We start from the raw sequence: 15,458 nt of genomic DNA, 5'->3' as shown, positions 1-15,458 counted from the left end.
ATGCGGTGGGGATTTACCGCACCGCATCATACTTTGCTTGCAAAACGCCGCGCCACAGCCGAAAGTGCACAATTGACGGTCTTTCCTCAAAGGGTGCTAGAAATTAGGCATGGCAGCGCGGCAACGCATCATTCCCGTCCGGCGTGAATACAATCGTTGGGTCGCCAACCAGACGCTGGAAGACTACGCGCTCCGTTTTACCGCCAAGAGCGCCCGCCGGTTTTCGTCCAGCCGCATTTCCCAGACCGCCATCGGCGCAATCTCCTTCCTCGCGCTGGAGGCGATCGGCGGCACGATCACGCTCTCCTACGGCACCACCAACGCCTTTTTCGCGATCGTCGCCGCCGCCATCGCCATGCTGGTGATCGGCTGGCCGATCAGCCGCTATGCGATCCGCCACGGCGTCGATATCGACCTGCTCACCCGCGGCGCGAGCTTCGGTTACATAGGCTCGACCATCACCTCGCTGATCTATGCGAGCTTCACCTTCATGCTGTTTGCGATCGAAGCCTCGATCATGACCGGCGCACTGGACCTCGCCTTCGGCATTCCGCCCTGGATCGGCTATATCATCAGCGCCGTGGTGGTGATCCCACTGGTCATCTACGGCGTGCAACTGATCTCCCGCTTCCAGCTCCTCACCCAGCCGTTCTGGATCATCCTGAACATCCTGCCCTTCGTGTTCATCGCCTTCATGGACTGGGAGAAGTTCGATCTCTGGCGTGCCTTCGCCGGCATCGGCCATTCGAACGCCCAGGTCGGCGGCCCGGCGCCCTTCAACCTCGTCGAGTTCGGCGCGGCGTCGGCCGTCATCCTGGCGCTGATGCCGCAGATCGGCGAACAGGTCGACTTCCTGCGCTTCCTGCCCCCGGAGGGCCTGCAGAAATGGCGGCACCGGTTCGCAGTCTTCCTCGCCGGTCCCGGCTGGGTGGTGGTCGGCGTGCCGAAGCTTCTGGCGGGTTCTTTCCTGGCGGTGCTCACGCTCTCGACCGCCGTGCCGATCCGCGAGGCGGCCGACCCGGCGCATATGTATTTCGCGGCCTTCGGCTACATGATCCCGAACGATACGGCCGCCCTGCTGCTGATGGCGGCCTTCGTGGTCGTCTCGCAGCTGAAGATCAACGTGATGAATGCCTATGCGGGCTCACTCGCCTGGTCGAACTTCTTCTCGCGCCTCACCCACAGCCATCCCGGCCGCGTCGTCTGGCTGGTCTTCAACGTGGTGATCGCGCTGCTGCTGATGGAGCTCGGCATCTACCGGCTGCTCGAGGCGACGCTCGGCATCTTCTCGATCATCGCCATGGCCTGGCTCTGCACCATCTCGGCCGATCTGATGATCAACAAGCCGCTCGGCCTGTCGCCCGAGGGCATCGAGTTCAAGCGCGCCCATCTCTACGATATCAACCCGGTGGGCTTGGGCTCGATGTTCGGCTCGGCAGCGGTGGCGCTCGCCGCTCATTTCGGCCTGTTCGGCCCTCTGATGGCCTCGCTCGCCACCTATGTGACGCTGATCGCCTTCCTGATCTCTCCGGCGCTCGCCTTTGCCACCAAGGGCAAGTTCTATCTCGCCCGCAAACCGCGCCAGAGCTGGAAAAGCGTCGGCTCGATCACCTGCTCGATCTGCGAGCACCCGTTCGAGCACGAGGACATGGCCTGGTGCCCGGCCTATGCCGCGCCGATCTGCTCGCTCTGCTGCTCGCTCGACAGCCGCTGCCACGACATGTGCAAGCCGCATGCGCGGCTGAACACGCAAGTCGGCGCCGTCGCCCGCTCCTTCCTGCCGGAGAGCGTCATCACCCGCCTGACGACGCGTCTCGGCCGTTATGCGACGACGGCGGTGCTGTCGATCTCGGCAATCGGGGCGATCCTCGGCATGATCGCCTATCAGGTCAGCCAGGCGACGCCGGTCAATGCCGAGGTGATCTATGGCACGGTGCTGATCGTCTTTTTCGTGTTCGCCATCATCGCCGGCATCGTCTCGTGGTTCTATGTGCTCGCCCATGACAGCCGGGTGGTGGCGGAAGAGGAATCCTCCCGCCAGAACACCCTGCTCTTGAAGGAAATCGCCGCCCACAAGAAAACCGACGCCGCCCTTCAGGATGCCAAGGAAACCGCCGAGGCCGCCAACCGCGCCAAGAGCCGTTATGTCGTCGGCCTCTCCCACGAACTGCGCACGCCGCTCAACGCCGTGCTCGGCTACGCCCAGATCCTCGAGCGCGACGAGACCATCCCTGCACCGCGCCAGTCGGCGATCAAGGTGATCAAACGCTCCGCCGACCATCTCTCGGGCCTGATCGACGGGCTGCTCGACATTTCCAAGATCGAGGCCGGCCGGCTGCAGGTCTATTCCAACGAGATCAACATCCAGGATTTCCTCGACCAGATCGTCGAGATGTTCGGCCTGCAGGCGCAGGCCAAGGGCCTGACCTTCGAGCACGAACGCGCTCGCTCCCTGCCGCAATATGTTCGTACCGACGAGAAACGGCTGCGCCAGATCCTCGTCAACCTGCTCTCCAATGCGATCAAGTTCACCGACGAGGGCACGGTGAAATTCGATGTCGCCTATCGCAGCCAGGTCGCGACCTTCACCATTTCCGATACCGGCCGGGGCATTGCCGAAAAGGATCTCGGCCGCATCTACGAACCCTTCCAGCGCGGCGAAGCGGAGAGCATCAGACCGATGCCCGGCCTCGGCCTCGGCCTCACCATCACCCAGCTGCTGACCAACACGCTCGGCGGCGAGATCGCGGTCGCCAGCACCAAGGGCGAAGGTTCGATCTTCAAGGTGCGGCTGATGCTGTCCGCCATCGAGCGGCCGAACACGGCGCCGGCTGCCGAAAAGAAGATCGTTTCCTATACCGGCCCGCGCCGCACCATCGTCGTCGTCGACGACAACGAGGACCACCGCGACCTGATGCGCGAAGTGCTCTCGCCGATGGATTTTGTCGTGCTGACGGCAAACAGCGGCCCGGACTGCCTGACGCTGATCGAGGGCGTCAAGCCGGACCTCTTCCTGGTCGACATTTCCATGCCCGGCATGAGCGGCTGGCAGCTCGTGGCCAAGCTGCGCGAGAACGGCCAGGTGGCGCCGATCGTCATGCTTTCAGCCAATATCGGCGACGGGATTGCGGTGCATTCCGGCGACGAAGGCCATAGTGACGCGATCGCCAAGCCGGTGGACATCCGCAGCCTCGCCGACAAGCTCGCCGCCCATCTCGGCCTCGTCTGGGTCTATGAGAACGAAACCTTGCTTCCCGCCGTGGTCGGCCCGAAGAAACCGATCAGAAGTCCGGGGACGAACCATGTCCAGGACCTTTTGCGGCTCGGCGAAATCGGCTACGTGCGCGGTATCGAAGCAAAACTTGCCGATCTCGCCCGGGAGGAGGAACACCGCCCCTTCGCGGAAGAACTCGGCACCTACGTGCAGGCCTTCGATCTTGCCGGCTATATGAAATTCCTGAGCCGCCTTGAGGCAGAAAGGACGAGTGATGGCTGAAACTGCTCTGCCGCGCGACATCGTCCTTCTGGTGGACGACAGCCCAGAAACGCTGGGCTTCCTCACCGAGGCGCTCGAAAAATCCGGCTTCTCCGTGCTGATCGCCACGACCGGCCACTCGGCGCTCAATATCGTCGAACGGATCACGCCCGACCTCATCCTGCTCGACGCGGTGATGCCCGGCATGGACGGGTTCGAGACCTGCCGGAAGCTCAAGACCAATGGCGGCGTGACGCAGGTGCCGGTCATCTTCATGACCGGCCTCACCGAGACCGAACATGTGGTCAACGCGCTCGATTCCGGCGGCGTCGACTACCTCACCAAGCCGATCAATATCGACGAACTGCGCGCCCGCATCCGCGTGCACCTCTCCAATGCCCGTTCGGCCCAGAGCGCCCGCGTAGCGCTCGATGCCGCCGGCCGCCACCTGCTGGCCGTCAAGGCGAGTGGCGCCATCCACTGGTCGACACCGCAGGCGACACGGCTGATCAATGCGGCGACCAACAGCGACGACGGGCTCGACATCGTCTCCCGCCGGATTTCCGCCTGGATGGCCGAGCGCGACAAGCCCGGCTTTGCCCGCGACGCCGCCTTCGCCCTCTTCCAGAACGGCCAGGCAAGCCTGCAGTTCTCGTTCCTTGGCGCGATCGGCGCCGACGAACATCTCTTCCGCCTGACAGCCGCCAACAAACGCCCGGACGACGAGGTGCTGCGCCAGCATTTCCCGCTGACCCAGCGCGAATCCGAAGTGCTGCTGTGGATCGCCAAGGGCAAATCGAACCGCGACATCGGCGATATCCTCGGACTGTCCGCGCGCACGGTGAACAAGCATCTGGAACAGATCTATGTGAAGCTCGGCGTCGAGAACCGCGCCTCGGCAGCGGTCAAGGCCGCGCATGTGCTGCACGAAATGTGAGCTCACCCTCCATAGTAGGGCCAGAGCGCTTCAGCTCGCTCTTCTTCTCCCCGATGGGAGGAGAAGAGCTTTCCAAACGCAAAGAAGCCCGGCTTTTGACCGGGCTCCCTTTTAAAACGCGGCTTGGCCGATAACGGCTCAGCCCTGCGGGAAGTAGCTGTACTTGCCGTCCGGGCCCTTCTTCCACTCGTACATGATGTAGCCGGGAAGCTTCGGGTCGCCCTTGGCGTCGAAGGCCATGTCGCCGAGAACGGTCTTGAACGGACCCTTTTCGTGCAGCGTCTTGGCAACGGCTTCTGCGTCGTCAGCCTTGCCGGTTGCCTTGATGCCGGCAGCGATGACCTGCACGGCTGCGTAGGAATACAGCGTGTAGGCTTCCGGGTTGAAGCCGGCGGCCTTGAACTTGGCAACCAGATCCTTGTTTTCCGGACGCAGCGTCGGGTCCGGGCCGAAGGTGTTGAGCGTGCCTGCGACGGCGTCGCCGGCGATCGAGGCAAGTTCGTTGGAGACGATGCCGTCACCCGAAACGAGGGTCGCCTTGAGGCCCTGGTCCTTGGCCTGGCGGATGATCAGGCCGGCTTCGGTGTGGAGACCGCCCCAGTAGATGATCGTGACGCCGGCTTCCTTCATCTTGGAGATGAGCGCCGAGAAGTCCTTGTCGCCGACGTTGACGCCTTCGCGGATGACTTCCTTGAGGCCCTTGGCGTTCATAGCCTTCTTGGTTTCTTCGGCAAGGCCCTGGCCGTAAGGCGTCTTGTCGTCGATGATGGCGATCTTGGCAGTCTTGAACTTGTCGGCGAGGTAGGCGCCGGCAACGCCGCCCTGCTGGTCGTCACGACCGCAGGTACGGAACACGTTCCACAGGCCACGCTCGGTGAAGACCGGGTTGGTCGCAGCCGGGGTGATTTCCAGCATGCCGTTTTCGGCATAGACTTCCTTGGAAGCCGGGATGGAAACGCCCGAGTTGAAGTGGCCGACCACGTACTTGACGCCGTCGGAAGCAAACTTGTTGGCAACCGAGATGCCCTGCTTGGGGTCCGACACGTCGTCGCCGAGGACGATTTTGATCTTTTCGCCGTTGATGCCGCCAGCGGCATTGATATCGGCTGCAGCCTGTTCGGCACCCTTCTGGAGCTGTGCACCGAAGGCGGCGTTCGGACCCGTGAGCGGACCGCCGACGCCAATAACGATGTCGGCCCATGCGCTACCGCTGAAGGCGACCATGGCCGTCAGCGCAACCGCGGAAAGAAGAGACTTCTTCATCGAGTTACTCCCAATTTTTTAGGTGAGCTGATTTTTCGAAACCGGGCGCAATACCCACCATCACTGCGCCGGAAATGTTCCACTCTAGGTTACTTATGGTTTCAACCCGAGCTAATCTGAGGGCAGAAAAGTTCGGCTGTCAATCTTTCTTCTTGAAGGAGAAAGCGGAAGTCGGCTCGTAGAGCCAATAGTAATTCTGCACCATCTGGCGCGTCCGGCGAATGCGGAATCCGGCGCTCGAAAAGACGAGCAGGATGGCCACGTCGAGGATGTAGTAGAACGGGCTGATGAACGGCCCCTGGAACAGCGCGAAGTGCAGAAAACGCATCGCGACGCCGAGCAGAAGCGTATAGACGACCACCGTCGGATAGCCGTTCCAGCCCTCGGCGGCGGCCCTGCCCGAGCGCCAGGCAGTCCAGAAACCGATGATCAGCACGAGGAAACGCAAGAGGTACCGCACGCCGCTGTCGCTTTCGAAAAACAGTCCCTGCATCCTAAATTCCTCCGGCTGCCATTAACACAACCTTAGCGATCAATGCCGTCCACCTTCAAGGTAGGCGGCGCGCACTTCCGGATTGGCGAGAAGCTCTTTTCCGGAACCGCTCATCGTCACCTTGCCGTTGACCATCACATAGCCACGGTCGGAGAGTTTCAGTGCCGCGAACGCGTTCTGCTCGACGAGGAAGACGGTCAACCCCTCTTCCTGGTTCAGCTTCTTGATCGCCTCGAAAATGCCCTTGACGATCAGCGGCGCCAAGCCCAGCGAGGGCTCGTCCAGCAGGAGCAGCTTCGGCCGCGCCATCAGCGCGCGCCCGATCGACAGCATCTGCTGCTCGCCGCCCGAAAGCGTGCCGCCGCGCTGGCTCTGGCGTTCCTTGAGGCGCGGGAAGAGCGTGAAGATCTTCTCGACGTCCTCGCTGAAATATTTGAGGTTGTCGAGACCGGCGCCCATCTGCAGGTTTTCGTAGACGGTCATGCGCGGAAAGATGCGCCGGCCTTCGGGAGACTGCGCGATGCGGCGCCGCGCAATCAGGTGCGTCGGCAGCTTGGTGATGTCCTCGCCGTCGAAGATGATCGAGCCGGTTCGGGCCTGCGGGCTGCCGCAGATGGTCATCATCAGGGTCGACTTTCCGGCGCCGTTGGCGCCGATCAGGCTGACGATCTCACCCTTGTTGACTTCGATATCGACGCCTGCGAGCGCACGGATATTGCCGTAGTAGGTCTCGACAGACTCGACTTTCAGGAGGGATTCGGCCGCCATCAGTGATTGCCTCCCTCGAGTTCTACCGCAATCACCTCTTCCACCTCGTCATCCTCGACGCCGAGATACGCGGCGATCACTCGTGGGTCGTTCTTCACATGGTCCGGCGAGCCGTCGGATATCTTCTGGCCGTATTCCAGCACCACGACATGGTCGGAAATCTCCATGACCACCGACATGTCGTGCTCGATCAGCAGGATCGAAGCGCCCTCGTCGCGGATCAGATGCAACAGCGCGTTGAGCGCCGCAGATTCACGCGGGTTGAGGCCGGCAGCCGGTTCGTCGAGGCACAGCAGTTCCGGGTTGGTGCACATCGCGCGGGCGATTTCCAGGCGCCGCTGGGCACCGTAGGGGAGGTCGCCGGCAGGGTCGTCGGCACGATCCGTCAGATCTGCCTTGTCGAGCCAGTATTTCGCCTTCTCGATCGAGGCATCGACGGCCTTGTTATAGGCCGGCAGACCGAGAAGCCCGAGGATCGTGTAGCCCGACGCCTTCATCAGCGCATTATGCTGCGCGACCAGCAGATTTTCGAGAACGGTCAGGCCCGAGAACAGGCGGATGTTCTGAAAGGTGCGGGCGACGCCGGCGAGCTTCGGGATTTCGAAATCGCGCAGCCGTTCCAGCAGGAATTCCTTGCCGTCCCTGCGCTGCAGGGTGAGCATGCCCATGGTCGGCTTGTAGAAGCCGGTGATGCAGTTGAACACCGTGGTCTTGCCAGCGCCGTTCGGCCCGATCAGCGCGGTGATCTCGCCGCGCCGTACCTCCAGCGAGAGATCGTTGATGGCCATCAGGCCGCCGAACTTCATCGACAGGTGTTCGACCTTGAGGATCGTATCGTTCGTCATTGTCGTCGTTCCGAGAGCCATCAGCCGTGGCCCTCCTTGGTAAAGCTTCCGGAGACCGCCCTGCGTTCCTTGAGGAAGGCCGTCGGTTCTCGCGATCCGACGAAGCCGCGCGGCTTGAACAGCATGACGATGATCATCGCCAAGCCGAAGAGCAGCATGCGGTAGAGTTCAGGCGTGAAGTCAGGCCCGAATACGGCCTTGAGGAAGGACATTTCGCGCAGCACCTCGGTACCGCCCACCATCACCACCGCGGCGATCGCGATGCCGGTCAGCGAGCCCATGCCGCCGAGGACGACGATTGCCAGGATCACGGCCGATTCCAGAAAGACGAAACTCTCCGGCGACACGAAACCCTGGCGCGCGGCGAAGAAGGAGCCCGCGAAACCGCCGAACATCGCGCCGGTCGCAAAGGCGGTCAGCTTGGTGGTAACGGTGTTGATGCCGAGCGAACGGCAGGCGATCTCGTCCTCGCGCAGCGCTTCCCAGGCCCGACCGATCGGCATGCGCCGAAGCCGGATGGTGACGTAGGCGGTGAGCATGCAGAGCGCCAGGATGATGTAGAACAGGAAAATCTTGTAATAGACCGAGGAAGCCGACAGGCCCCAGGCCTTGACGAAACTGTTCGCGCTGCCGGTATCGAAGGACCAGATACCGAAGAACGAGGCCTTGGCGATACCCGATATCCCGAATGTTCCCTTGGTCACCTCGGTCCAGTTGATCAGCACCAGGCGGATGATTTCCCCGAAGGCGAGCGTCACGATGGCGAGATAGTCGCCCCTGAGCCTCAGAACCGGGAAGCCGAGGATGATGCCCCAGAGCGCCGCGAGAATGCCCGACATCGGCAGCAGCAGCCAGAAGGAAAAGCCGAAATAGGAGGACAGCAGCGCGTAGGAATAGGCGCCGACCGCATAGAAGGCGACATAACCTAGGTCGAGCAATCCGGCGAGGCCGACAACGATGTTCAGGCCCCAGGCGAGCATCACGTAGATGAGGATCTGGATGCCGAAATTGTCGACATATTTCAGCGAACCCTGCTTGCCGACGATGAGCAGCGACAGGAAGGGATAGACCAGCAGGAAGATCAGCGCGATCTTCAGGAAATGCCGGTGGAAGAAGTTCTTCTGCTCGGAAACTTCCAGAACGCCGCTTTTTGCCTTGGCGAGCTTGCGACGGTCGATATGCGGTTTGATGAACGCGACGGTGAGGAAGCGGCTGACCGCCGCAACCAGCACGAAGATCGCCAGAAGACCCCAGCGGGTGCGCCAGACGAGCGCGTTGTTGATGTCCTGATAGGTCTCGACCCCGACGAACAGCAGGAACATGAAGAAGGAGATGACGCCGGCGAAAATCCCTTCCCGTACCGCCTTGGCAAGTACGTTCGGATGACCGGTTTCGGTTGCAGCTGTCATGTTACACCTTCTCCACTTCCGGCCGGCCGAGAATGCCGGTCGGCTTGAAGATCAGCACGAAAGCGAGGATCGCGAACGTGGCGACGTCCTTGTAGGCGATGGAGAAATAGGCCGACCACAGCGACTCGATGAGGCCGATCAGCAGCCCGCCGAGAACCGCGCCCGGCAGCGAACCGATGCCGCCGAGAACCGCCGCCGTGAACGCCTTGACGCCCGGGATGAAGCCGTCGTTGAACGAGGCGACGCCGTAATACATCAGGTACATCGCACCGGCGACGGCCGCGAGTGCCGCACCCATGATGAAGGTGATCGAGATCGTCCGGTCGACGTCGACGCCGAGCAGCGCCGCCATCTTGCGGTCCTGTTCGGTCGCCCGCTGGGCGCGTCCGAGCGGCGTCTTGTTGACGATGTACCAGAAGGCGAACAGCAGCACCGCCGTGATGATGACGATGAGCACCTGCTTCAGCGATACGGTGATGCCACCGATATGGAAGACGTCGGTCACCATCGGCGGGATCGGCTTGTTGCGCGGTCCCTGCGTCACCTGGATGAAGTTGGACAGCACGATCGACATGCCGATCGCGGTGATCAGCGGCGCAAGCCGGAACGAACCGCGCAACGGCCGGTAGGCGACCCGCTCGATAGTCCAGTTCCACAACCCCGTCATCAGCATGCCGACGAGCAACATCAGCAGCAGAAGCAACGCCACCGGAATGCCGGCGAAGAAGGAGGTTGCGATCAGGAAGACGACGAGAGCGGCAAAACCGCCGAGCATGAAAATATCGCCATGGGCGAAGTTGATCATGCCGATGATGCCGTAAACCATCGTATAGCCGATTGCCACAAGGCCATAGATGGATCCAAGAGTCAGCCCGTTGATGAGCTGCTGGATAAAATACTCCATATATTTTCCCCTGGATGCGATCCCGGAAGGGCCGCATCTCGTTTATTTGCCCCTTGCGGGATCTTACGTTCTTTGGCGCATTCCATAACGTTTTCGCAAGGAATGTGAAGACAAAAAGGCGCGAGATCGACAAAATCGCGGCATTTCTCAACAGCGTGGCAACACAAAGATCAGAAATTCCAAAAAACCGGCAACTTCTGTCGAAAAATTAGCCAAGCTGCTGGGTTTTCGAAATTAAAGATCGTCCCGCGGTTAACGTCAAATCCAGATCGACCCGTCGCCCCGCAGGTTCCGCGTTCAGCCAGCGAAGCCGCGGGTCAGCGCATGCTCCCGGCCCATTTCCATCAGCAGTTCGAAGACCGAGCCGGCAAGCGAGCGCGGCACGATGATCTCGAACGTGTCGGCTCCGGTGCGGGCGACATTCGCCTCCGCGTGGCAGCACAGCATCGAGGCTGAATGGCCCTCCTCGAAGACCTCCGGATGCAGGTCGATCGCCACGCATTTGGCCAGAATCGTTCGCACGCTCGGACCGGAGATTTCCATGAGCACGCGGCCGTCGCTCTGGTCGACGACGGACGCTCCGGCGATTTCGGACAGCGTGCCGGCGACCGTCCCGGCTCCGAGCGTCCGCGATACGGCGAACCATTCGGACGGGCTGCAGAAGCGCGGCGCCACATCCTCGGCATTCCACAAGGCCTCGGCGACGGCTGTCTCCTGGCCCGCGTGGGCGAGAACCGAGAAGATCACCGGCCGGCGGATGACGCAGAGGTGGTTCGGATTGGGATCCGTCTCGAAACCGGAGATATGATCCTCGAGGGCATGCCGGTGGAGAAGATTGATCGACATCACGCAGCCCTCAGAGATGCAGTTTGCTGTTTTCGGGATCGACGAACACCGGCGAGCAGACTTCGCTGAGCACTTCCGAGCCGCGCAACCCATCCCAGACCATGACCCGTTCGCCGATCCGCTCGCGCCCGGATTTCAGCATGGCGAGCCCGATGAAATGCCCGAGCGTCGGCGAAAAGCAGGCCGAGGAGACGAAACCCTGGTCGTTCGCCGTCGACGGTTTTGCGCCGTCTTTGAGCAGATGCGCACCGGCCTTGATCTCCTTGTCGGCCTCGACCGGCTTCAATCCGACGAGTTGCAGACGGTCGGCGGCTGTCAGCCCGAATCGCATCGAGAGCCGCTTGCCGATGAAATCCGGCTTCTGCATCGCCATCATTCGGCCAAGCCCGACATCGTCCGCGGTGGTGCGGCCGTCGAGCTCGCTGTGGGTGACATGCCCCTTCTCGAGGCGCAGCACGTTCAAGGCCTCGACGCCATAGGCGCAGATGCCCTCCTCGCGGCCCGCATCCATGATCGCATCGGCGACCGCCTCGCCGTAACCGGCCGGAACCGCGAGTTCGTAGGCGAGTTCGCCGGAGAAGGAGATGCGGAAGAGCCGCGCCTTCAGCCCGCCGCGCAGCACCACCTCCCTGGCGGCGAGGAAGGGGAAGGCCGCATCGGAAATATCGTCCTGCACGACGCGGCTCATGATGATTCGCGCCTTCGGTCCGGCAAGCGACATCTGCGCCCACTGATCCGTCGAGGAGACGAAGCGCACGTCGAGTTCCGGCCAGAAGGTCTGGGCCGAAAATTCGAGATGAGTGAGAACTTCAACGGCATAGCCCGTCGTCGTGGTCATCACATAGTGGTTTTCGGAAAGCCGGCTCGCAGTGCCGTCGTCGAAGACGATGCCATCCTCGCGCAGCATCAGCCCGTAACGCGCCCTTCCGACCGGCAGTTTCAGAAAACTGTTCGAATAGATCCGGTCGAGGAATTCCGCCGCACCTCGACCGAAGATTTCGATCTTGCCGAGGGTGGAGACATCGCAGAGCCCGGCATTGGCGCGAACGTTCAGGACCTCGCGATCGACGCTTTCCCGCCAGGTCTTTTCGCCATCCTTCGGGAACCAGGCGGAACGGTACCAGAGGCCGGATTCCACGAAGGTCGCGCCGTTCTTCCTTGCCCAGCCATGCAGTGGCGAGGTGCGCACCGGAGCTGCATGTTCGGCCCGAGCCGTGCCGGCGAGAGCGCCGAAGGAGACCGGCGTGTAGAACGGCCGGAATGTCGTGGTGCCGATCTCGGCCGGCGACACGCCACGCATCCCGGCGACGATACCGGCCGTGTTGACATTGCCGAGCTTGCCCTGGTCGGTCGCCATGCCGGCGGTCGTATAACGCTTGGTGTGCTCGATATGGCGGAAACCTTCCCGCTGGGCGAGGCCGAGATCGCCGACATGCACGTCGTTCTGGAAATCGACGAAGGCCTTGTCCCGGGCGCCCGGCACGTACCAGAGCGGCGCGAAGGACGGATCGTATTCGCCCTCGACCTCGGGCGTTTCGAGCGTGCCGACCAGCCTGCCCAGTGCATCGAGCGCCGCATGCGCCTTGGCCGAACCATCCTTAAGGCAATCCCCAAGCGACGCATGGCCGGCAGCCGCACCGGCAGCCACGAAAGCGCCACCCACGTCGGGCGCCAAAAATGCCTGCTTCTCGTCGGACCAAAAGGGTTTGGCGCCGCGCTGGCACATCAGATGCACGATCGGAGACCAGCCGCCGGACATCGCCAGCGCATCGCAGCCGATCACTTCCTCGAAGCCGGAACGCTCGGCGATCAGCCCCTCGATGCGATAGCGCCCCTTGGTGGCGATGACCGAGCCGTTGCGGATGACGCGAACACTCTCCGGCACCGGATCGGCCGAGTGAGGCCGCGCGTCGATGATCGCGGTGACGTCGAGGCCATGCGCAAGGAGATCGGCGGCCGTGCGGTACCCGGAGCCGCCATTGGTGAAGATCGCGACCTTGCCGCCGACAGCGACGCCGTAGCGGTTGAGATAGGTGCGCGCAGCCCCTGCCATCATCACTCCCGGCTTGTCATTGCCGCCAAAGACGAGAGGTCGTTCCTCCGCCCCGGTGGCGAGGATCGCGCGTTTGGCAACGATGCGCCACAGCCGCTCCATCGGCAGGTCCGGCGATGGCGAGGCCACATGTTTCTGCACCCGCTCGACCGCACCGAACACCATGTCGTCATACCAGCCGAACACGGTCGTGCGCGGCATCAGCGTCACGTTCGGCAGCGACGCCAGTTCCTCGACGACCTCAGCGGCGAATTCCGCCGCCGGCTGGCCGCCGACCGCAGCGCTTTCCGACAGCAGCGAACCGCCGAACCTGAACCCCTCGTCGGCCAGAATGACCCGAACCCCGGCCCGGCCGGCAGTAAGCGCCGCCATCAGGCCGCTCGGCCCCGCGCCGATCACCAGCAGGTCGCAATGCGCCCAGGACTTTTCGTAACGGTCGGGATCGGCCTGCATCGTGGCCTTGCCGAGCCCCGCGGCATGGCGGATCAGCGGCTCGTAGAGTTTTTCCCACAGCACGCCCGGCCACATGAAGGTCTTGTAGTAGAAACCGGCGCCGAGAAACGGCGAGAAGAGATCGTTCACCGCGCCGAAATCATGCTTCAGCGACGGCCAGCGGTTCTGGCTGGCAGCAGTGAGGCCATTGTAGAGCTCCACCACGGTGGCTCGGGCGTTCGGCTCGGCCCGCGCGCCGGACCCGATCGTCATCAGCGCATTGGGTTCGGCGGAACCTGCCGTCACCACGCCGCGCGGACGGTGGTACTTGAAGCTGCGGGCCATCAGCATCTGATCGTTGGCAAGCAGCGCCGAGGCGAGCGTATCGCCGTCGAAACCCTTGTAGCTACGGCCGTCGAAGGTGAAAGTGAGCGACTGGCCGCGATTGATCGCGCCGCCGGACCCAAGACGATAGGAGGTCATTCGTCAGCTCCCGCGCGCTCTAATTCGGCGGCATCGGTCACGCCGAATACCTCGTGGGTGAAGTTGTCCCGCTCGACCACCAGAAAACGGCGGCAGCCTGCGACGTGATGCCAATACTCCTGATATCGTCCTTTGGGATTGTCCCGTACATAGACATAAACGTGCCAGGCCTCGTCCTTGGCGGTCGGCGAAGGACGCTTCGGCGCGGCTGCGCCGCGGATCGAAAACTCTTCCTTGGGTCTGGTGCCGCAATGCGGACAGGTGATCAGGCTTGCCATGGGGGATCTTGCTCAGTGGAGGTTCGGCTGGGGGCCGCGGCCCGCTTCGTCGATCGTGTAGCCGCGCTCGAACCGGTCGAGCCGCATGAAGCGGGTGACGTGATGCGTCTCGTTTTTGGCGATCAGGTGGGCGAAACAGAAACCGGAGGCCGGCGTCGCCTTGAAGCCGCCGTAACACCAGCCGCAGTTCAGATAGAGATTGTCGATCGGCGTGCGGTCGATGATCGGCGATCCGTCCATCGACATGTCCATGACACCGCCCCAGCTTCTCAAGACCTTGGCGCGCGACAGGCCGGGGATCAGCGACACCCCCTCCTCCATCGTGTGCTCGACGGTCGCCAGATTGCCGCGCTGCGCATAGGAGGAATAGAAGTCGATCTCGGCGCCGAACACCAATCCGCCCTTGTCCGACTGCGATATGTAGAAATGACCGGCGCCATAGGTGATCACATGGTCGACCACCGGCTTCAGTCCTTCCGAAACGAAGGCCTGCAGCACATGCGTCTCGATCGGCAGTTCAAGATCGGCCATCCGCCCGACGGTGGTCGTATTGCCGGCAGCGGCGAGCGCCAGCTTGCTGCAGCCGATGAAGCCCTTGGTCGTCTCGACCCCGACGACGAGACCGTTCTCGCGGCGGATGCCGGTCACCTCGCAATGCTGGATCAGATCGACGCCCCGGGCGTCCGCCCCGCGGCCGTAACCCCAGGCGACCGCATCGTGCCGCACCGTGCCGGCGCGCTTCTGGTAGAGCGCACCCATGATCGGGAACCGGGCGTGGTCGAAATTGAGATAGGGCGCTTTCCGGCGCACCTGCTCGCGGTCGAGCAGTTCGGCATCGACGCCATGCAGGCGCATGCCGTTGCCCTTGCGGGCATAGGCGTCCCGCTGGCCGTCGGAATGAAAGAGATTGAGCATGCCGCGCTGCGAGACCATGGCGTTGTAGTTGAAATCCCGCTCCAGCCCTTCCCAGAGCTTCAGCGAAAATTCGTAGAACGGGTTGTTGCCTTCGAGCAGGTAGTTGGAGCGGATGATCGTCGTGTTGCGTCCCACATTGCCCGATCCCAGATAGCCCTTTTCGAGCACCGCGACATTGGTGATGCCGAACTCCTTGGCGAGGTAATAGGCAGTCGCCAGCCCGTGCCCGCCGCCGCCGACGATGATCACGTCGTAATGAGGTTTCGGCTGCGGTTCGCGCCAGGCCGGCTTCCACATCCGGTTGCCGGACAGCGCTTCCTTGAAGATCGAATAGGCCGAATAACGCATGCTCTTCCC

12 protein-coding genes are annotated in these 15,458 nt (G+C 62.6%); 2 read left to right on the top strand and 10 right to left on the bottom strand.

The genetic code is table 11. The features are described from left to right. The first annotated feature begins 109 nt into the window (after nucleotides 1–109). Both ACZ9EJ_RS03635 and ACZ9EJ_RS03630 read left to right on the top strand, forming a co-directional pair. On the top strand, nucleotides 110–3,496 hold the full coding sequence (locus ACZ9EJ_RS03635; protein ID WP_046640821.1) for a hybrid sensor histidine kinase/response regulator: 3,387 nt from the start codon (nucleotides 110–112) through the stop codon (nucleotides 3,494–3,496). Next, the gene (locus ACZ9EJ_RS03630) at nucleotides 3,489–4,412 is read left to right on the top strand and encodes a response regulator transcription factor (protein WP_046640822.1); all 924 of its coding nucleotides are present in this window, start codon (nucleotides 3,489–3,491) and stop codon (nucleotides 4,410–4,412) included. Before ACZ9EJ_RS03635 ends, ACZ9EJ_RS03630 begins: the two co-directional genes overlap by 8 nt. Nucleotides 4,413–4,550: 138 nt before the next feature. Here the strand turns inward: ACZ9EJ_RS03630 and ACZ9EJ_RS03625 are convergent, their stop codons facing one another. The 10 genes from ACZ9EJ_RS03625 to ACZ9EJ_RS03580 all read right to left on the bottom strand — a co-directional run bounded on the left by ACZ9EJ_RS03625 (nucleotide 4,551) and on the right by ACZ9EJ_RS03580 (nucleotide 15,449). Next, nucleotides 4,551–5,675 carry a branched-chain amino acid ABC transporter substrate-binding protein gene (locus ACZ9EJ_RS03625; protein WP_046632284.1) on the bottom strand — a complete coding sequence of 375 codons (1,125 nt, stop codon included), beginning with the start codon at nucleotides 5,673–5,675 and terminating at the stop codon, nucleotides 4,551–4,553. A 139-nt stretch (nucleotides 5,676–5,814) separates the two neighbouring features. After that, nucleotides 5,815–6,168 (bottom strand): DUF6867 family protein, encoded by a 354-nt coding sequence (locus ACZ9EJ_RS03620; RefSeq protein ID WP_046632282.1) that lies wholly within the window; start codon nucleotides 6,166–6,168, stop codon nucleotides 5,815–5,817. Nucleotides 6,169–6,207: 39 nt separating this feature from the next. Next, nucleotides 6,208–6,936, bottom strand: coding sequence for an ABC transporter ATP-binding protein (locus ACZ9EJ_RS03615; RefSeq protein ID WP_046632280.1), 729 nt, complete (start codon nucleotides 6,934–6,936; stop codon nucleotides 6,208–6,210). Beyond that, nucleotides 6,936–7,802, bottom strand: a complete 867-nt coding sequence (locus ACZ9EJ_RS03610) for an ABC transporter ATP-binding protein (RefSeq protein WP_046640823.1) — start codon at nucleotides 7,800–7,802, stop codon at nucleotides 6,936–6,938. Before ACZ9EJ_RS03610 ends, ACZ9EJ_RS03615 begins: the two co-directional genes overlap by 1 nt. Beyond that, a complete protein-coding gene (gene livM / locus ACZ9EJ_RS03605; protein WP_046632276.1) occupies nucleotides 7,802–9,190 on the bottom strand; it encodes a high-affinity branched-chain amino acid ABC transporter permease LivM in 1,389 nt (462 codons plus the stop codon). Before livM ends, ACZ9EJ_RS03610 begins: the two co-directional genes overlap by 1 nt. Nucleotide 9,191: 1 nt before the next feature. Next, nucleotides 9,192–10,094, bottom strand: coding sequence for a branched-chain amino acid ABC transporter permease (locus ACZ9EJ_RS03600; protein ID WP_046632274.1), 903 nt, complete (start codon nucleotides 10,092–10,094; stop codon nucleotides 9,192–9,194). Nucleotides 10,095–10,391: 297 nt separating this feature from the next. Continuing rightward, complete coding sequence (locus ACZ9EJ_RS03595; RefSeq protein ID WP_046640824.1) at nucleotides 10,392–10,940, bottom strand: sarcosine oxidase subunit gamma; 549 nt, start codon at nucleotides 10,938–10,940, stop codon at nucleotides 10,392–10,394. 10 nt (nucleotides 10,941–10,950) lie between these two features. Next, nucleotides 10,951–13,908, bottom strand: a complete 2,958-nt coding sequence (locus ACZ9EJ_RS03590; RefSeq protein WP_046640825.1) for a sarcosine oxidase subunit alpha family protein — start codon at nucleotides 13,906–13,908, stop codon at nucleotides 10,951–10,953. Next, complete coding sequence (locus tag ACZ9EJ_RS03585; RefSeq protein ID WP_046640826.1) at nucleotides 13,905–14,186, bottom strand: sarcosine oxidase subunit delta; 282 nt, start codon at nucleotides 14,184–14,186, stop codon at nucleotides 13,905–13,907. The genes ACZ9EJ_RS03590 and ACZ9EJ_RS03585 overlap by 4 nt, the downstream gene beginning before the upstream one ends. Nucleotides 14,187–14,198: 12 nt before the next feature. After that, nucleotides 14,199–15,449, bottom strand: coding sequence for a sarcosine oxidase subunit beta family protein (locus ACZ9EJ_RS03580; protein ID WP_046640827.1), 1,251 nt, complete (start codon nucleotides 15,447–15,449; stop codon nucleotides 14,199–14,201). Nucleotides 15,450–15,458 lie beyond the last annotated feature (9 nt).

The organism is Neorhizobium sp. USDA 3394 (assembly GCF_056280385.1).
The sequence above is the reverse complement of the archived record's forward strand: the minus strand, read 5'-3'. Positions and strand labels throughout refer to the sequence as shown.